The organism is Desulfotomaculum sp., assembly GCA_003513005.1.
Lineage (GTDB): Bacteria > Bacillota > Desulfotomaculia > Desulfotomaculales > Nap2-2B > 46-80.
This window is the reverse complement of sequence record DOTD01000073.1, coordinates 74,450-93,369: the sequence shown is the minus strand read 5'-3', so window position 1 is coordinate 93,369 and position 18,920 is coordinate 74,450. Positions and strand designations below refer to the sequence as shown.

The window sequence follows — 18,920 nt, the reverse complement described above, 5'->3', positions numbered from 1 at the left end:
TAGAACAAAAAAAGGTAGGTGGAGTAATTTGGTGAACCTGAGACGGAACTTACTTTTTATTGCACTGGCTGCTTTTATAGCAGGAATAATGTTTATGAGCGGCTGTCTGGTAGTGAATGATCTCAAACCGCTTGCAGGGAATAAATCCGGAGTTGCGGTAAGCAATTTTGCCGACGCTTCCGGAACGCCTCCCGGAGTTAACGCAGACGCCGTGGCTGAAATAGTGAGCAATGCAGGTCCGGCAGTTGTAAAAATCGATACTGTAACGGTTCGCGGCCAGCAATACGATCCTTTCTTTAACGATCCTTTCTTCAGGCAGTTCTTTGGCAGTCCCTTTGGCAGTACGGAGCCGCAGGAGGAGCACGGCTTGGGGTCGGGCTTTATTATATCTAGTGACGGGTATATTTTGACTAACGAACATGTTATTGAAGGCGCTGATAAGATAACAGCCACCATTCAAGGATTTAAAGACCCGCTGCAGGCAAGCGTGGTGGGGGCGGACTATGATTTAGACCTGGCCGTATTAAAAGTTAAAGCGGGAAGCAGCCTTTCTCCGCTAAAACTGGGCGATTCCAACAAGATCAGGGTCGGGAACTGGGTTATCGCCATAGGCAATCCGTACGGGTTGGATCATACTGTAACCGCTGGTGTGATCAGCGCCAAGGGACGCCCGATAAATGTAGAAAACCGCAGTTATAAGAACTTATTACAGACGGATGCGTCAATTAACCCCGGGAACAGCGGAGGTCCACTTTTAAATCTCTCCGGTCAAGTCATCGGTATAAACACTGCAGTGGCTCAAGCGCAGGGAATCGGCTTTGCCATACCGGCAAATACCGCCAATGACGTAATCCAGGAATTGATTAATAAAGGCAAGGTAGTCCGGCCCTGGCTCGGTGTCCAGGTGCGGTCAATAGATGAAGAAATATCCGCTGACCTAAATTATAAAGGAACGAAGGGCGCTCTTGTGGCAGGTATTCTTTCAGGCAGTCCCGCCGCCGCCGGTTTAAAACGGGGGGATATTATAACCGGATGGAATGGAAAGGAAGTTGCGTCACCGGACGCTCTGGTTGAACTAATCAGCAAATCAAAAATCGGACAGAGTGTGCCGGTAACCATATACAGGGAAGGCAAACCTCGGACCATACAAATTATGGTTACCGAGAAACCCGGCAATATCTAATATTCGGTTGTTAACTGTTTTCGATAATATTTTTTAGTTCATGTTTTAAAAGTTTTCCGGATGATGTTTTGGGCAATTCGTCTACTATATGTATAACTCGCGGAATTTTATAGCCGGCAAGTTTGTCCTTGCAAAATTCCTGCAATTCCTTTGCGTCAATTTTCGTATCCTTTCTCAAATGGACAAACGCGATAACTTCCTCTCCCCAGACAGGATCGGGCATTCCTATTACAGCTACTTCGAATACTGCAGGATGGGTATAAAGCACATCCTCCACCTCACGGGGGTGCACATTGAGGCCGCCCCGGACAAGCAGGTCTTTTTTACGGTCAACGATAAAAACATATCCTTCACTATCCATATAGGCAAGGTCTTCGGTATGGAACCACCCGTTGCGCATTACCCAATTGGTTTCTTCCTCACGGTGATAGTAGCCTTTCATGACATTCGGCCCGCTGACGACTATTTCGCCAACCTGCCCTACCGGAACTTCCCGGTCTTCATAATCAACAATTTTCAAATTTATGCCGGGTAATGGCTTTCCTGCGGAACCCGGTTTTTTAGTTTCCTCAACCGGATTTGAGCAGATTAACGGGGAAGTTTCGGTACAGCCGTATGCTTCGGTTATCTGCAGTCCGAATTTTTCTTCAAATGCCTGAAAAGTTTCTGGCGGAAGGGGGTCTGCGGCAGTGCAGGTTACCCGCAGTGTATATGTTTTAAACCGCCGGGGCTCAGGAAAATCAAGCAGCATTCTGTACATCGGAGGTGTGCCGAAGAAGAAAGTAATTCCTTCTTCTTCAATAGTTCGCAGGATTGTTTCAGGTTTTGTCCAGATATCGTGCATCACTACAGTTGCCCCGGCCATAAGCGGGGCATTCATGGCGCAAGTCTGGGCAGGAGCATGGTAAGCTCTGGAAACAAGCAAGGCGCGGTCCTCAGGAGTTAAACGGCATAGTTCTAAAAACGCTATTGCATTGCTGTACAGGTTCTGGTTGGTCAGCATAGCCCCCCTCAGTGTGCCGGTAGGACCATGAGTATAAAGGAGTTCGATTACGTCGTTATCATTATAAGTATATTCGGCGGGAAAAAATTCATCCCCGTTCTCCATTATCTCTTTGAATGAAATAGCTGTTTTAGAATTTCCCTTTTCGGAGCGGATTACAATTACATTGGCCGGCAAGCCGGTTCTTTCTTTTAACCTGATATAGTTGGAAGCTATCGAAGAATCCGTAATTACAGCAACGGGAAGAGCATCGGCGGCTATTTTTTCAATTTCGTTAGGAGCATATTGAGGGTTGATAGGTATAACCACGGCGTTAATCTGCATTATGGCGAAATAAGAAATGACAAATTGAGGGCAGTTCCCTAAAGCGATTAGAATGCGGTCGCCCTTTTGAATACCAAAATTTTTTAATCCATTGGCAAACCTGTTGATCGATTCTATCAAGCTGCCGTAAGTGATCCGTTTTTCCTCAAAGATAATGGCTTCCTTATCTGGATAAAGTTGTCCAACCTCGGAGAGCCGTGATACCAGACTCATATTTTAACCTCCTTTACATACCTCGGTGTTTGCCCTAATTATTTCTTCATAATTTAACAAATTCCTGCAAGCATCTTAATTTTACTCATAATTCTATCGAAAAACAACCTTTATATAGAAAGTATTCAGTTAAACTGTTCAATGGGCATGGCGTTGCCGGCAGCGAGTTTGACAAAGCCGGCTGATGGAGGATAAGATACTTTAAAAAACCGAGAGACGAAGGGAAGGTATGGCTGAATGGAATTTGACCAAGTGGTGCGGGAACGCCGCAGTATAAGAAGATATAAAAAAGATGATCTGCCGGATTCCGAAATTTTAAGCCTGATTGAACTAGCCTCATATGCTCCCAGTTCCGGCGATCAACAGATGTGGCACTTTATTATTATAAAAAATCAGGAAATTAAAGAAAAAATGAGCCAGCTTGTATCACAGAAAATTGACTCGCTTGCCCGTCAAGTTAATGAAAAATTTCAATCAGATCCTAAAAAAATTGTCATGTGGTTTTCCAGGGCTCCGGTAGTTCTTGCAGTAACCACATTCAAATACCGCACCGTTCTAGATAATATGTTGTTTAAAGTCGGGTATTCCGAATATGAGGTTGATTCTCTGCGCTGCCGTCCGGATTTGCAGTCCGTCGGCGCCGCTATACAGAATCTTCTTCTGGCTGCGCATTCCAGGGGATACGGCGGCTGTTGGCTGACAGGCCCGATGGTTGCCAGGCCAGACCTTGAGGAACTATTAGAGGTTAAGCCTCCCCGCAGTTTGGCTGCCCTGGTTGCTTTGGGTTGGTCCGACTATATATCCCCGCCGAGGAATCTCCGTCCGCTTGAGGAAATAACTTCTTTCATTAAATGAGGTACTTCCTGAAGAGCTCTTTTTTACTCATGACGAGATACTTCGGGATTAGTTTCTTCCAATACCTTGTAATACGGCGGTATCCCGAAGGATGAAACATCATTACGACCATACTCTCGTACAGCCTGATCAGTAAACCTTTTAAAGGCGGGAGATCAAAAGAGTGAAATCCTGCCTGCTGACTGCCGCGGTTGATAATGGTCAAGCCGGTTATCGCCTTTATTTCATCGCAGCGGGGATTTGCGTCTATCCATCTTGCGACTGCCGGCAAGTCGTGCATGACTTTTTGCTTGGCTAAAAGGCCGAGCGTTAAAAGTTCATTTTTTTCACCGAACTGTTTGAAAAAGCTGTTATTCAAGTGTAATTCTACAACCAGGTCTCCTTTCTTGAGAATTGTTCCGTCCGGCAAAGGTAATTGTTTGCCTCTGAATTTACGCAGCGCTATCCGGAAAACCGTTGGCCGCCCTTTGTCAGACAGGTCTTTAACGCCCATCAGACGAAGGGCGGTATGGTCCCATTTTTCAAATAAAGCGTAGGATAATTTTTTCTTTTTTTCAAGGTTCAGCTCTGACAGGGCGGCTGCCTGCAGCCCCCTGTTTTTTATTTCCTGAATTACTATCGGAAGAATTTTAATAACAGCTTCGGGGGTTTTTGGAGCGCTGCCCGGTGTTTTGTCACTATCGTGAAAAATTAAAACTGAACCGTTTTTTACTCTGGAAAGAACCCGGTTGGCGATTGAACCGGTCGTGGACCCTCTGGTCCAGTCCCAACTCATAAAGGACCATAGCACGATCCGCTGGCCTTTAAGAAAAAACCAGGAAAATAAATTAAGGACTCCCCAGGGCGGTCTGTAGAAATGCGGGGGTTCGCCGGTTATTTCGGTAATAATGGAGGAAGTCTCCATTAAATCTTTTTTTGTGCCCAACGGGCTGAGAAACCAGGGAAATTTATGGTCGTATCCGTGGCTTCCTACCTCATGCCCCTCCGCCTGGATGCGTTGGAGAATTTCGGGATGCGCCCTGGCCTTTTTCCCAAGGACAAAAAAGCAGGCTTTGGTTCGGGTTTCTTTTAAAATATCCAGGATGCGGGGCGTATAAAGGATATCAGGTCCGTCGTCAAAAGTTATGAATACTTTATTTTCGTTTCGGGATCCCTGGAAAAATGCGCCGATGTGGAATATCCTGGCCAGAATGGTAGGCATAAAGGCATAAACAAATAAAAAATAGACAATTATCTCAAAAACCAGGTCCATTGAGGGATACCCCCTGCTGTTTGTTAACAAGCATCTTTTCAAACGGACATAGCAAATAGAAAAATGCCGCAATCAGCAAAACACAGGCTGACATGATTAAAGTAGCGTTAAGCCCGATTCTGCCTGCTGCGAAAGCTCCCAGGGCAGGGCCAAAAGTTATTCCCAGGCCCTCAATCGTGGCAAATACGCCCCATCCGGTAGCCTGGCTTTCCGGAGGGACAATTTTAGCTAAAAGCGAGTTCCAGGCCGGAAGAACCATGGCGTATGAAAAGCCAAGCAGTACCGCTGCACAAATAATTTCCTTGAATCCATGGCAATAAGTCAACAGGATAAGCATCAGGCTGCTTGCCCCGAAACCCGTGGCCAGCAGCGCTTTTAAAGCCAGGCGGTCTGCCAGGTAACCCATTGGTAAAAGCGATATAACTGTAGCGGCGCCTCCTATAAGCAAGAGCATGCCGTACTGGTTATGACTAAGAAGCAAACTCTTTTGTGCAAAAATAGGTAAAACAGGCAGGAGAAGACCTGCTGCCAGAGTCTGCAGGAACATTCCCGGAATCAGCAGTCTGGTCAGGTTGCTGGAGGATATTTTCTTGAGCGCATTTAAGAATCCCTGGGGATCTTTAGCTGCCGGTTCCGGCAAATTGTTTTTATTAGCAGCGGCAAACCAGGCGACCGGCAGAGAAAGCGCCCACAAGATAACGATCAGCCAGTAGATAAGATCATGGCTTTTTGACATGAAGAAATTTATACTGACCATTCCTCCACCGGCGCCGGCCATCCAGGATGAAAAAACCAGGCTGATGCGTGAAGCCCTGTTGGGAATTCTAACGGGAGCAACCCTGCTTATTACTCCAAGCCATACCGGGGAAAAACCGAAACCAAACAGAGCGGCGCCGCCGATTAATACAGCCGGGACAGGCCAGAGTTTGATTATTATAAGAGAAAGCAAAGACAGGAATAGGCCGCCTATAAGAATACGGCATCCCAGGCGGTCAAATTCCCAGCCTGCGATAGTTTTAAAGAGAGTTTCAGATAAATAGTGGGCCGATACGGTAAGCCCGGCAATTGTGATAGACACGGAAAGATCGTTGACGATCCAGATGGGGAGAAATGTATAAAAGAACGCTCCCCTGGCAAATTCCGTTAAGAACAACAGCAATAGTAAAGATCTCAAAGTTAAACGACCTGTCTTGTTAAAGTAAAGTAACTTATAAATTATATAATAGGGTATGTAAATTTGGAAGCATTCTCGTGTAAAGGAGTATATATCCAGCTTGTTGATTATTGTTCCGTTTAACTATATAATTTTATGGAATTAATCTAAACGGGGGAGAATATGCCGGGAAAGAAGCGTCTTTTTCTTTTTGTCTGTTTTTATTTCATCCTTGAAATCTTTCTTTTTCCGTTGACGGCCGCCGCCGTAAAAGAGCCCGATACAACAGCTGAAGCGGTTGTCCTGATGGATGCCGGTAACGGACAGGTGCTTTATCAAAAAAATATGAGCAGGCATATGTTTCCCGCAAGTACTACAAAAATCCTTACTGCTGATGTAGCCCTGGAAAAGGGTAACCTGTCAGACAAGGTGACTGTTGCGAGGGAGGCTTGTCTGGTTGACGGTTCCAGGATAGGTCTTCAGGAAGGTGAAAAATTAACGCTTGAAGATCTTCTCTATGCGCTGATGATGGCTTCGGCAAACGACGCTGCTGAAAGTATCGCCATCCATTTGTCCGGTTCAATAGAGGATTTTGGAGATTTGATGAATGTAAAAGCAAAATCGGTAGGAGCTCTGGATAGTAATTTTAACAACCCTCACGGTTTGACGGATCCCAAGCATTATACGACTGCCTATGACCTCGCCCTGATTACCCGCTATGCGATGCAAAATCCGGTCTTTAGAGAAATAGTAGGGACACGCATAAAAAAAATCAGCAGGCCGGATGCGGACAGGTCCATTGGTCCGCCCCAGGAGGATTTGTGGAACCATAACCGCTTGCTGAGCCGGTACCAGGGGGCTACAGGTGTAAAAACGGGCTACACAAACGAATCCGGGCAGTGTCTTGCAGCCGCCGCCGAAAAGGATGGCCGGGAACTTATCGCTGTTTTGCTGAATAATCAGGCAAGCACCCTCTATGAAGACGCAGGTGTCCTTCTGGATTATGGTTTCGATAACTTTGTTTCCGATTTAGTGGTCAGGGATATGGAGAAGGTTATCACCATCGGTGTAAGCCGCGGTGTCAGTAAAGTTGATGTTTATACCGGCAGTTCGTTTTATTACAACTTTCAAAAAGGGCAAAAAGAACAAATTAAGCGCAGCGTTGAACTGTACAATGGAATTAAAGCGCCTTTGGCCGCCGGGCAGGAAGTAGGCCATCTGGTTCTTACATCTGGGGGGCAGGAAGTCGGAAAAGTTAAGCTTTTTGTCAAGGATCCGGTAAAAAGTTTGCCGGAAAAGAGTGTAATCATTTTGATCGCCGGCCTGCTGTTAACATTTGCCGCCCGTGAGGTTTATTGCGTTGCCAAACGCAGGAAACGCCGGCTGAGCAGGAGGTACAGGAACTAAACGTTCAAGGATTTATAAGTTGACACTGTTTATTGCCTGACTTTATACTGGTTAAAGGGGAAAATCTTTTTTCTGCAATAATTAAGGAGGGATAGTTTGGATGGCTAAAATGGCAGAGGAAGTTATTAAAGCTATTGGAGAGTATAAACCGGCCCTGGTGGCAACCGCTGATAAGAACGGCATGCCGAATGTTTCCTTGAAAGGCTCACTGCGCCTTCTTGATGACGAACGTGTGGTTTTTGTCAATTTGAGATCGCCGCGCACTGTAAAAAACCTGCAGGAGAATCCCTTTATATCTGCTACGGCTTTTGATCCTGCAACCAGAAAAGGGTGGCGCGTCTGGGGCAAGGCTGAAATTGTTACTTCCGGCGCCCTTTTTGAAAAATTTAAAAAGGAATATGCTGAACGCGGAACCATCAACCATGTAATAATAATTAATGTAGATGAAGCCCTTGCTTTTTAATTATTAGAAGTTTGGTCAACCAAAGGACTGGCCCGGGGCCAGTCCTTTATGCTATAATAAAAGGCAAATTTGATTAAAGCTTAAAGGGAGGACTTTTCTTGTTTCCTGATCGGTTTGCCGCCGTTGGTTTAACTTTTGATGACGTTTTGTTGGTTCCTGCCGCGTCGGAAGTACTGCCCAAGGACGTGGATGTTTCAACAAGACTGACCCGCAACATAATGTTAAATGTCCCGCTGATGAGCGCTGCCATGGATACGGTTACTGAAGCCCGCCTTGCTGTAGCCATAGCAAGGGAGGGCGGAATCGGTGTAATTCATAAAAATATGCCTGCGGAGCGGCAAGCTATTGAGGTTGACAAGGTAAAAAGGTCCGAACACGGGATTATTTCGGATCCCTTTTTTCTTTCTCCGGAAAATCTAATCAGCGAAGCCCTCGCGCTTATGGAGCGCTATCGTATTTCAGGCGTGCCGATTACCGTAGGCAAGAAGTTGGTTGGTATACTTACCAACCGTGATCTGCGCTTTGAGAAAGATTTCAGCAGGCCGATACGTGAAGTTATGACCAAGGATGACCTGATAACTTCCCCTGTCGGCACTACTATAGAGCAGGCCAAGGAGATACTCCAGCACCATAAGGTGGAAAAACTTCCTATTGTTGATAGGGATTTTAACTTATGCGGTCTGATTACAATTAAAGATATCGAAAAAGCGCGGCAGTACCCTTCCTCCGCCAAAGATAAGCGCAGCAGGCTTTTAGTGGCTGCCGCAGGGGGAACCGGTCTTGATTCGATGAACAGGATAGATGCCCTGGTTGAAGCAGGAGTTGATGCAATTGTTGTTGACTCGGCTCACGGCCACCAGCGTCAGGTGCTCGAAATGGTAAACGACATTAAAAACAGGCACCCCAATGTGGATATTATAGCTGGTAATGTTGGGACCGCTGCCGGGACGAGGGCTCTAATCGAGGCTGGCGCAGACGCTGTCAAAGTAGGCATCGGCCCCGGCGCCATCTGTACTACCAGGGTAGTGGCCGGTACCGGTATTCCTCAAATTACGGCTATATATGACTGCGCGAGAGAAGCGGCCAAGTATGATGTGCCCGTTATAGGAGACGGTGGAATTAAGTATTCGGGTGACATTACCAAGGCTATCGCAGCCGGGGCTGATGTTGTAATGGTCGGAAGCCTCTTTGCAGGCACCGAGGAAAGCCCGGGTGACATTGAGATATACCAGGGCCGCAGTTACAAGGTATACAGGGGAATGGGATCCCTTGGCGCAATGAAGGAAGGGGGCAGGGACCGCTACTTTCAGGAAGCGCAGTCAAAGATGGTTCCCGAGGGTGTGGAAGGCCGCGTTCCCTATAAAGGCTCGCTTGCGGAGACAGTTTTTCAGCTTATTGGTGGGTTGAGGGCAGGGATGGGTTATTGCGGCGTGAGTAATATTGATGATCTAAAAACCAGGACTTCATTTGTCCGCATCACACCAGCCGGTTTAAGAGAGAGCCATCCGCACGATGTGACTATAACCAAGGAAGCGCCTAACTACAGTTTGAGATAAAAACATAATAAATTAAGTTAGCAAAATCCAGTTTGGTTTATTTCGAAAGAAATATCCTGCTGGATTTTTTATTTACCTGAACTATATTGACGTATTTTTGGGCATGGGCAAGATTTTGTTCGTTATTTTACAGTTTGTGCAGGTAAATAGTGGAATATTTATCTGTATTTTTAAAGGAAAGTAGTAATTACCAATTGAATTATCTTATATCAAATTATTTCATTTGGAAGAGGATCTTGGGAAAGGTGGTTTATATATGGCGGGGGAACTTTACTCTCTTAACGATGTTCTTAAAAAAACGCTGTTTTTTTTCGAAACCCTGAATGTGGCTGAGTTAACCCCATATGTTCAACAAAAAATGATACAGGATTATGAACCGGCAAAGATTGAAAATAAAATAATCCTGTGTTTGCGCCAGCATTCCTGTTTCTTTCGTGATCAAAAAAATTCCTGGCGTTTAAACCTTGAAGGCAGACGGGAAAACGACGCCTTTTACGCCCTTCTTTTAAAGAGGCAGCAGCCGTTGAACTTAAAGGAAGTTATGCGGGGTGGGAATGCAAAAGGCAAAAATAAAAATTTCAAGAGAATTATTGCCGAGGAGGGCAGTCTTATTTCCGACGGCCGCTTTATTCAACTGCAGAACGGTCATTGGGGATTGACGGAATGGGAAGTCGAAGCTGCTTTATATTCTTTAAAAGACATGGTCATCAAGTCATTGAAGCTTTACCCCGCCGGCCTGTCAGCCCAGCAGATATTCGAAGTTGTATCTGTCTGGCGTCAAACAAGATTAAAAGACGTGGAAGACATGCTCCACAAATTCCCCTATTTTCAAAAGGTTGCAGATGGAATTTGGTCCTATAACCCAACTTTGCGAGTGGTCTATGAGAAGATGATGAAAAAATTTTTAAACGTCTTAATCAGGCAAAAAGCGTCCTGGTCACGATACAGGGATCAAATGCAGAAGAGAGAGTCTGTCTTAAAAGAGAGGCTGGACGAAATCGCCCTGGCTCATAAAGAAGCGGCTGCCGCTCTGGCTTTGAGGGCTGAAGAAATTGGCCGGCACGAGCAGATGGTTACCCAAATGGCGGAAAAAGACCTGCTGCTCAACCTGCGCAAGAAAGAGATTTTCAGGTACAGGGGGCACATAAACAAGCTTGAGGCGAAAGCGAACAGCATCCTGTACCAGTGCCGGCTTTGGGTAAAAAAGGCGCGTGAAAAAGAAGCTGAGAAATATCAGCATAAAGAGGCGCTGGTTCAAGCCCAGGGAAATATTGAGGCATTACAGGCACGGCTGCAGCAATACCAGGAGAGGGACAGGGAGAATAAAACACGTCTGGCTGAGTTGAAAGAGCGGCATACTACAAAAGTAGCCGAACTTCAGACAGAAATAATTGAATTGCGCCAGAGACTCGAACGCTCAAAAGAAATGATCAGCAAGAAAGAAACTGTGCTGCAGGAGGAGATAGACACCTTAAACAACAATCTGCAGGAAGCTTTAAGAAATGAAGAAGATTTAGGGCATTCCCTCCGTTTTCTCCAGCAGGATTTGATCAATTCACGTGAGGAATACAGGAGATTGCAAAGAGAATTAAGATCTCCGTTAATTAAGCTGGTCTTGAAACTATATGCGGCAAAGAACTGGTTCATAAAATACATTTTAATGTAACTGAGTTTCTTAATAAACGAACAGGGGGCGTTTTGCTAATTTAATACAAATGATTTCGGTATATTTACCGGTTTTTGTAAAGGCCGTATCTTTTTAAAGATATCCGGCCCTTTTTATTTACCGGCTGCGGGCAACATTTTTAATTGCAGTAATTCAAAAAAATGTTTTATGAGCAGGAATACTGTCAAAGGCCGGAGAAATATCCTTAATAAATCAATAATTTGTTGAAGGGGTATTGTTAATAGATGGCAAAAGCTACGCTCAAGGCAGGACAAGGAACTCAGTCTGTATCCGTAATCCCGAAGCCCTGGACTCACCAGGCCGCTTTTTGGGGTTTGGCGGGTATCCTTGTTCTGGCGCCTTTTTTCAGAGGACTGTTTTTTAACACGGACCAGCATGTTTTTCTTATCTTGGCATCCATCCTGGTCTGGTTCGCCTGGCTTTGGAAATATGGAGAAAGAGAATATACCTTTTTATCACATCCGCTTGATTATTTAATTGCAGCCTTTCCCGTAGTATATCTGTTTTCTGCGATCAATGCGGCTAACTACGGATTTGCCCTTGATGAATTTATCAAAAATATCCTTTACTTTTCTGTTTACTGGCTGGTTGTGCAGTTGATTAAAGATGAAAGATCTCTGCACCAGATGCTGAACGCTGTTTATCTGGCAGCTTTCGGTGTGGCCGTTGCAGGATTGGCAATCGCCACCGGCCTGGTCTATTTTAAGGATGGCTTTTTATACAGCAGGATCTATTCGACTTTCCAATATCCGAACGCCCTTTCAAGTTATCTGGCTATAGCTTTATTTCTGGGTTTATATTTCTGGCAAAGATATAGCGCTCTAACCGTAGCAGATACTGTCAATGACCGTTTTCTTAAGCAAATACTGCCGGGATGGCTGCAAAAAATAAAACTCTATGGGTACTTGTACGTCTTAATCAATTTTACCCTTCTGGTTGTCCTTTTTGGCGCCAAGTCACGCGCAGGCCTCCTGGCGGCGGCAGTTGTATTTATTGTTTATCTTGTGATACTTGACTGGTCCAAACGCCTGCCTGTATTAATCAATGTGCTTGTTCCCGGTATTATCGCCTACCCGGTCATCTACAAATTTGTCATCCTCGCTCAGGCCAAGCGGATGGGTCTTGCATGGCTGTGGTTCTTTGCAGGGATAGTTGTCGTTGCCGTTTTACAGTATTTATATAACTTTATGCTGGACAAGGGTATGCTTACGTGGTTGAAATCCCGCTTAAAGACGAAATGGACCCTGGCGGGTACGGGAATTGTAATCATAGCGGCTGCGGCAATCGGCACAGCCATGCATCCGGGATTGATTAAGCAAATAGCTTCTTTCAGTTACCTGCGGAATGCTTTTGAAAGGTTCTTTTTCGTCCGGGATGCTCTGGACATGATTAAGGCCCGCCCCTTCCTCGGTTGGGGAGGAGGCGGATGGGAAGAGGCCTACCGTTCCTTCCAGCATTACTTATATAATTCTACAGAAGTGCACAGTTACTATTTTCAAGTAGCTGTTGAGACAGGGATTATAGGACTGCTGGTTATTCTGGGCATTTGGGCGGTGTTTCTCCGGACGGGGCGCCGCGTTTACCGCACGGCGCCGCCGGACAGTAACCGCCGGATACTGGCTGTGTCGTTGTTTGCCGGCGCTGTTGTGGCCGGTGGGCATGCCTTAATAGATTTTAACCTTTCCTTATCCGCCTTAACTATGGCTCTGTGGATGTTATTTGCCTGTATGCGGTTTTTGGAAACCATGCCTAATGCTGATCAGGTCTTTGATCAAGGGCAGCAAGTGGCGCCGGGTATATCAGGTAGACAATCCAAAGAAATTAAGGAAAGCGCCAGCAGAAAAAAGAAGCGCCGGAAGGCCAACGAATCCGGGAAACAACCGGCTGTCTCAGCAAGGAATTCAAAACCCCTAAACCCGGTTATATTGAGTGTTTCTTCGTTTGTTTGCTTAATATTTCTTTTGTTGGGAATGAGTCTTGCGTCGGCCAATATGTACTCTTCCGATACAGCAAAACAAACCCAAAATACGCAAAAAGCATTACAGAATTTGCAAATGGCCGCAGCCCGGAACCCATTGTACGCCGAATACCGATTAAGACTGGCCGGTCTTTATTTCAATGAAGGTAATTATCAAAAAGCTTTTGATGAGGCCCGCCGCGCTTCTCAGTTGAGCCGTTACAGCTCTTCCTGCAAACAGGATCTGTCTACCTTATCTGCGTATACGGGAAAGTTCGGCCAGTCATTAAGCTATGCCAAACAGGCGATAGAACTAGCTCCGTATAGCATCTCAGGTTATGAGAATCTGGCCAGAACTTGTACTGTTATTGGAAGATCTGAACTTGCCCAGGGCAAGAAAGAATCGGCCCGGTCATACCTGCAGGAGACTCTTAAAGTGCCTTCGCTTATAAATAACCGGTTGTCCGGCCTGAGCGCGGATGAAAAAAAATTGTGGAGAGATGGTCCCATGTTGTCTGTCACTCCTGGTATACAGCTATATGAAGGTCAATCATACTTGCTTCTGGGCAATCCAGCCGAGGCCGAAAAGTATTTACAAAATGCCGCTGCGGATGACCAGAACAAAGGCGAGGCTTTTCTCTGGCTGGCCCTGCTTAAAGATAATCAGGGGAAGGAACAGGAATCAAAAGATTTCCTGGAAAAGGCAACGGCGATAGATCAATCATTCAGCCAGGCATTTCAACAATTAAGATTCTTGATCCCGGGTTCGAAGGTAAGTATTACGTCGAGTGAGATCCCCGTAACAGCCCAAGTTCAGTAGCAGGTAAAATTTACCTAAGGGCGGCGGACGTATTTTGGAACCGCCTTGGAGGCCGGGACTTTTGAAAAAGATCAGAATACTTTATGTGATCACTCTTTCAGAACTTGGCGGGGCGCAAAAAATACTTTTTTATCTGGCCAGCGGTCTTCCTAAGGATAACTTTGAAGTTACAGTGGCTTGCAGTCCTGGTGGGGAACTGGTTAAATGGTTAAAAGAGCTTGACACTGTAAAAATTGTCGAGCTTCCCCAACTGCGCCGCAGTGTTTCTTTATTGCATGATCTAATCGCATTGTGGAAACTCAGCCGGTTGATGGCCGGGAGTGGTTTTGACATAGTCCACTGCCACAGTTCGAAGGCGGGAATACTTGGCAGGGCAGCAGCCTTTTTGGCCGGGATAAAGAAAAAAATTTTTACTGTTCACGGTTGGGGGATTACTCCGGAACAAAGCAGGCTAAGGCAATTTTTTTATACGGCGGCGGAAAAGGCAGCCGCAGTTATAAGCACGAATCTGGTCTGTGTATCAAAGGCAGATTATAATTGGGGCGTAAAGAAACGTATAGCGCCTTCCAAGCTGGCTGTTATATACAATGGAGTTCCCCTTCACGGCTGTTTGAAGACGGGTATTTTAAGGGCTGAACTGGGCCTGGGCGCCGATGATCTTCTGGTGGGGACTGTTTGCAGGTTGAGCGCGCAAAAAAACCCCCTTTATTTCCTGGAATTGGCGTCTGACCTGTTATCCCTTAACAGCAGCCTGAAAATATTCTTTGTCCTGATCGGAGACGGACCCTTGAGAAATCAATGCGAGGACTACATAAACCTAAACTGTTTGCAAAAACATATTTTTCTTTTGGGAAGCAGGGAAAACGCCGCCTCTTTGATGGGAGATTTTGATGTATTCTGTTTGTTTTCACTTTGGGAAGGTTTGCCGCTGACTATAATCGAGGCCATGTTAAACAAACTGCCGGTTCTGGCCAACATTATCGGGGGTATTCCGGAGTTGGTTGCGGACGGAGAAACAGGATTTTTAGTTGACCCCGGAGATAAAAAACAGGCCTTAAAAAAGCTGATCAGGCTGTTGGAAGATCCTGAATTGCGTAAACAACTGGGCATTTCAGGGCACAATAAAGCAAAAAGTAATTTTTCACTTGCCCGCATGGTACAGGATTACAAATTGCTTTACAATTCTTAATATAAAAAGACCGGGTGATAAATTGGTATCCATACTGCGTATTGATAAAGAAGGAACCTGGTATGCTGACTATAATCCTATAATACACCGCAAGATATCTAAGCTTTTCGCGGAGAATCTGCAAAAAGATGAAAATGGCGGTTTTCTGGTCTGCCTGGGCAACGAATCCATGCCGGTTGAGGTTGAAGAGACGCCTTTTGTCGTAGCTGAGGTTATTCCGGAGGACGGGACATTAAGAATCCTGTTAGCCGATGGAAGGGATATTGAACTCCCGGACGGGCCGGTAATTCTAATTGGAGATGTGCCTTATATTACCCTGAAATGGCCTGAAGACACACGTGTTTCCAGATCAGCGTGGTGGTCCCTGACGAATTACTTGGAGGAAGCTGATGAACCGGAAAAGGTGATCTACGGGCAGAAGATATGGCCGATCATTAGAAAAAAGGACCTTATCGAGAAACAAGATCCGCACATGAGCATGTAGACAGCCGACCTCCCTAATGCAAGTTAATTTTCAGGCCGCTTCAAGCGGCGCCACTATATTATGAAGAATTGTTATTAGATCCCGCCTGCACAAGTAAAAAATAACTCTGGTTATGAATATGTTTAAAATGCGAATACTAAAACCTTTTCTGCCTTATCTGCTGGCCGCCGGAGATTTACTGCTGGTTTTCCTGGGGTACTTTCTTGCTTTTGCCATTCGCTTCCCTGTTGAAGTGCCGGTATTTAACTGGCAGCCGTTCATCAGCGTTTTCCCCTGGATTGGAACAGCAACCCTGGTTTTGTTCGGCGGGCTGGGCCTATACCGGGGGCGTCGGAACGGACCCTTATCCACGATCGGGGGGGTCGTTACCGGTATAGCAGGTGTTATGATAATAACCATGGCGCTTACTTTCTGGTTTCGTGGTTTTGCCTTTCCGCGCAGTGTATTAATCCTGGCTATGTTCATCCAGGCGCAGCTAATCTGTGTCTGGAGGTATTTCTTTTGGTATTTCGAACGCTGGTTATACGGGCGGCAGGAGCTGCTGGTTATCGGACGCGGCCTGGAAGTTCCGGGGATGCTTGAAAAGTTGGTCTGCCCGCCAGGGTCCTGGTTTGGAATTCAGCAGGTAATTTCACCGGAAGATATTGATCAACTTCCAGTTTTGTTAAAGAAGGCTAACGCAGTTTTACTTTCACCCTTGCTTTCCCGGGAGCTCAAGGCCAAAGTTTTGACAGCCTGCCTGGAAGCGCGCCGGGAAGCTTTTCTAGTGCCGGACCTGTATGATATAATGCTTAGCCGCGGCAGCATGCTCCAGCTTAATGACCTGCCTGTTGTCGAGGTTCGGGACATTCGGTTATCAATATTGCAGAAGGCGGCAAAAAGAGGGACTGACTTGTTTTTCGCGTTATTATGCTTTATTATCACGGCGCCGGTTCTGGTCGCCTGCGTTGTTATTGTTGCGGTGAGTTCTCCGGGGCCGGTGTTCTATATACAGGAGCGAATAGGCTTAAAAGGGAAACCATTTTTACTGTATAAGTTTCGCACTATGGTTCACGATGCAGAGAAACACACCGGGCCCGTTTTATCGGCTGAAAAGGATCCCCGGATAACCCGTGCGGGTAAATTTTTAAGGTCTACCCGGCTGGATGAACTGCCTCAATTATTCAATGTTATTAAAGGAGATATGAGTATCGTCGGGCCAAGGCCGGAAAGGTCCTTTTTCGTTGAACAGTTTGTCAGCGAATTGCCTGATTACCATTACCGTTATCTTGTAAAACCCGGTCTTACCGGAATGGCTCAGGTTTTTGGAAAGTATACCACTTCAGCCGAGGATAAATTAAGGTTCGACCTTTACTATATACGGCATTACTCTCCTTTACTGGATTTAAAGATTATTCTGCAGACTATCCCCGTGGCTATTGGCGGAGAGACGGCAAACGGCTTAAACGGAAAAAGCAATGAGAAGATCAGCCATCAGGCTCCATAAAAAAGCTTTTATAAATCAGAGGGCCGCCTTACTGGCAGCCCTCGGCGTTAAATTCCTTTGTCAGCTTATTCAGCGCACGTTTCTCAATTCGTGAAACATACGATCGTGATATTCCAAGTTTCTTGGCTATCTCGCGTTGTGTGTCATACCTGTCGGTTCCCAGGCCGAAGCGGAGTTCCAGCACTCTTTTTTCCCTTTTGCTCAGCTTGCATATTTTTTCCAGCAGTCTTTTTTTCTCGAAAAGGCTTTCTACTGTCTCAGCAACGATTTCCGAGTGGGTGCCAAGTACGTCGATTAAAGTAATTTCGTTGCCTTCCTTATCCAGCCCTATAGGGTCATAAAGCGAAACTTCCGAGCGAACTTTCTTGATAAATCTCAGATGCATTAATATTTCATTGTCGATGCAGCGCGCCGCATAGGTTGCCAGACGGGTTCCCTTTGAAGGGTTGAATGTTTTGATAGCCTTGATTAATCCTATTGTGCCGATCGAGATCAAATCGTCTAAATCTTCACCGGTATTGTCGTATTTTTTTACGATATGGGCTACGAGCCTTAAGTTATGTTCAGTGAGCTTGTTTCTTGCCTCCTCGCTTCCTTTGGTGAGTTGAACCAGGCATTTCTTTTCCTCCTCTTCGGAAAGAGGCTGAGGAAAAGTGTTATTGGCAATGTACGATACCAGCAGCAAAAGACCATTTAATAACGACAAAACTGCCAAGGTCCATAAGCCTGGTAGCACTATGCCACCTCCCATATAATATTAAAATGTATTTAATAATATGGAGATGGCTTTAAAAGAGTGCCTGTACGGAAAATATTTTTTAAATATATTCGCTTGCTTCGCGGACGATTTCCTTTAAAGGAGGAACGTTTGCGAACCATTCCCTGCCGGTTATCTCATTAGCGCAGGCGCTGTAAAGCAGCCCGATGAGAACTTTCAGTCTTGCCGGGAGTTTTGGGGGTACAACCTGAAAATCTTCTTTCCAGTTTATGTTATTTCTTTTCTTGGCTTTTTCAATGCTGCGGTACCAGTCCGTATTTCTGTAATAAATTCTTGCTATTTCTTTGCTGACGGGGACTCCCTGAAATGTAAAGCGGCATTCGTCCAGTGTGCCCAATACATCGGCAACAGTTAATTTTCTATTTTCGTCAAATCCGATTTCGATTTTCCCGTCTTCGTTAATTAGTCCCAGCCTGCCTGCTTCTTGAGTGATCAGTTCACTAATGTAAACGGTTATTCTCTTTATATCTTCAATTTCTTGATTGTCCAGACCGGCAATCTTCATTGCCGTATTCCAATCGATATAGCGGTCGCTTGCCTCCAGTTTGGTCGAAACGTCAAGAAAGGGTTTGTCGAGGACCATACCAGGCACGGGCATATCTTTAAATCCCAGGTCTTCAGGCTTTAAGCCGCCTTCTTCCAGTCTTTTAAACACACTGGAACCTTCCGGCAGCGAACGCCGGTAGATTATTTCCAGAGGAATGAGAAAATTCGCTCCTTCCAGACGATAAGCCGAATAATCGTATTCGTTATTTTTTACCGGGGGTTCGATGACCCTGAGCAGGCTTACTTTCATGGAATTAGATGGACCGGACAGTTCAGAAAGTCTTTTTGCCTTTCCATTTTCAATGATTCCAAGATAGTGTGTTTTAATTCCTTTTTCCTGAAGCCGTTCAAAAAAATATGCGCTTACAAGGCAAAGGGAAGCGCCTTTGTTTTCGATTTGATCAGGCATTTCCCCCCAGTCAAAAACAGAGTAACGGTCTGAAAATGAAAAAATGCCAATTCCGCTGCGGTCTTTAACAGCCGGCGTACAAACTGTTAGATCCTTTACACTGCCCAAAATTCACACCTCGTTAAAGAAAAGTTTATTACCTGATGGTATCAGAA

General features: G+C 45.6%; 15 protein-coding genes. 10 read left to right on the top strand and 5 right to left on the bottom strand.

Annotation, left to right across the window (positions count from 1 at the left end):
* The first annotated feature begins 28 nt into the window (after nucleotides 1-28).
* A complete protein-coding gene (locus DEH07_09525) occupies nucleotides 29-1,183 on the top strand; it encodes a peptidase S1 (protein ID HBY04739.1) in 1,155 nt (384 codons plus the stop codon).
* Between the two features lie 10 nt (nucleotides 1,184-1,193).
* Here the strand turns inward: DEH07_09525 and DEH07_09520 are convergent, their stop codons facing one another.
* Nucleotides 1,194-2,723, bottom strand: a complete 1,530-nt coding sequence (locus DEH07_09520; GenBank protein HBY04738.1) for an o-succinylbenzoate--CoA ligase — start codon at nucleotides 2,721-2,723, stop codon at nucleotides 1,194-1,196.
* 237 nt (nucleotides 2,724-2,960) lie between these two features.
* Between DEH07_09520 and DEH07_09515 the strand changes: the two genes are divergently transcribed.
* Nucleotides 2,961-3,578 (top strand): hypothetical protein, encoded by a 618-nt coding sequence (locus DEH07_09515; protein ID HBY04737.1) that lies wholly within the window; start codon nucleotides 2,961-2,963, stop codon nucleotides 3,576-3,578.
* Here the strand turns inward: DEH07_09515 and DEH07_09510 are convergent.
* Both DEH07_09510 and DEH07_09505 read right to left on the bottom strand, forming a co-directional pair.
* Nucleotides 3,571-4,830 carry a hypothetical protein gene (locus DEH07_09510; protein ID HBY04736.1) on the bottom strand — a complete coding sequence of 420 codons (1,260 nt, stop codon included), beginning with the start codon at nucleotides 4,828-4,830 and terminating at the stop codon, nucleotides 3,571-3,573. The genes DEH07_09515 and DEH07_09510 overlap by 8 nt on opposite strands.
* Entirely contained in the window at nucleotides 4,814-6,004 is a 1,191-nt protein-coding gene (locus DEH07_09505) for an MFS transporter (protein ID HBY04735.1), read from the bottom strand. The genes DEH07_09510 and DEH07_09505 overlap by 17 nt, the downstream gene beginning before the upstream one ends.
* Before the next feature lie 162 nt (nucleotides 6,005-6,166).
* Between DEH07_09505 and DEH07_09500 the strand changes: the two genes are divergently transcribed.
* From DEH07_09500 to DEH07_09465, 8 genes are all read left to right on the top strand, one after another.
* Entirely contained in the window at nucleotides 6,167-7,390 is a 1,224-nt protein-coding gene (locus DEH07_09500) for a D-alanyl-D-alanine carboxypeptidase (GenBank protein ID HBY04734.1), read from the top strand.
* 100 nt (nucleotides 7,391-7,490) lie between these two features.
* Nucleotides 7,491-7,853, top strand: coding sequence for a hypothetical protein (locus tag DEH07_09495; GenBank protein HBY04733.1), 363 nt, complete (start codon nucleotides 7,491-7,493; stop codon nucleotides 7,851-7,853).
* A 98-nt stretch (nucleotides 7,854-7,951) separates the two neighbouring features.
* A complete protein-coding gene (locus tag DEH07_09490) occupies nucleotides 7,952-9,409 on the top strand; it encodes an IMP dehydrogenase (GenBank protein HBY04732.1) in 1,458 nt (485 codons plus the stop codon).
* A 256-nt stretch (nucleotides 9,410-9,665) separates the two neighbouring features.
* A complete protein-coding gene (locus DEH07_09485) occupies nucleotides 9,666-11,075 on the top strand; it encodes a phage-shock protein (protein HBY04731.1) in 1,410 nt (469 codons plus the stop codon).
* 245 nt (nucleotides 11,076-11,320) lie between these two features.
* On the top strand, nucleotides 11,321-13,873 hold the full coding sequence (locus DEH07_09480) for a hypothetical protein (protein ID HBY04730.1): 2,553 nt from the start codon (nucleotides 11,321-11,323) through the stop codon (nucleotides 13,871-13,873).
* A 34-nt stretch (nucleotides 13,874-13,907) separates the two neighbouring features.
* The gene (locus DEH07_09475) at nucleotides 13,908-15,062 is read left to right on the top strand and encodes a hypothetical protein (GenBank protein HBY04729.1); all 1,155 of its coding nucleotides are present in this window, start codon (nucleotides 13,908-13,910) and stop codon (nucleotides 15,060-15,062) included.
* On the top strand, nucleotides 14,956-15,546 hold the full coding sequence (locus DEH07_09470) for a hypothetical protein (GenBank protein ID HBY04728.1): 591 nt from the start codon (nucleotides 14,956-14,958) through the stop codon (nucleotides 15,544-15,546). Before DEH07_09475 ends, DEH07_09470 begins: the two co-directional genes overlap by 107 nt.
* A 112-nt stretch (nucleotides 15,547-15,658) precedes the next feature.
* Entirely contained in the window at nucleotides 15,659-17,032 is a 1,374-nt protein-coding gene (locus DEH07_09465) for a sugar transferase (GenBank protein HBY04727.1), read from the top strand.
* 28 nt (nucleotides 17,033-17,060) lie between these two features.
* On the opposite strand, the gene sigK is transcribed toward DEH07_09465, so the two are convergent.
* Both sigK and purC read right to left on the bottom strand, forming a co-directional pair.
* Entirely contained in the window at nucleotides 17,061-17,783 is a 723-nt protein-coding gene (sigK, locus tag DEH07_09460) for an RNA polymerase sporulation sigma factor SigK (GenBank protein ID HBY04726.1), read from the bottom strand.
* Between the two features lie 67 nt (nucleotides 17,784-17,850).
* Nucleotides 17,851-18,873: a phosphoribosylaminoimidazolesuccinocarboxamide synthase gene (gene purC / locus DEH07_09455; GenBank protein HBY04725.1), complete on the bottom strand. Its 1,023-nt coding sequence runs from the start codon at nucleotides 18,871-18,873 to the stop codon at nucleotides 17,851-17,853.
* Between the last annotated feature and the right edge of the window lie 47 nt (nucleotides 18,874-18,920).